Raw genomic sequence first — 216 nt, forward strand, 5'->3', positions numbered from 1 at the left:
CGATAGCGGATAGTACCGTGAGGGAATGGTGAAAAGTACCGCGGGAGCGGAGTGAAATAGTACCTGAAACCGTGTGCCTACAAGCCGTGGGAGCGTCGGACACAAGCTTGCTTGTGTCTCGTGACTGCGTGCCTTTTGAAGAATGAGCCTGCGAGTTTGCGGTGTGTTGCGAGGTTAACCCGTGTGGGGAAGCCGTAGCGAAAGCGAGTCCGAACA

At 55.6% G+C, this 216-nt stretch carries 1 rRNA gene; it reads left to right on the forward strand.

Going from position 1 to position 216, the window contains the following annotated elements:
• Positions 1-216, forward strand: a 23S ribosomal RNA gene (locus ADL08_RS15120); the annotation flags it as partial.

The organism is Streptomyces sp. NRRL F-6492, from assembly GCF_001280125.1.
Lineage (GTDB): Bacteria > Actinomycetota > Actinomycetes > Streptomycetales > Streptomycetaceae > Streptomyces.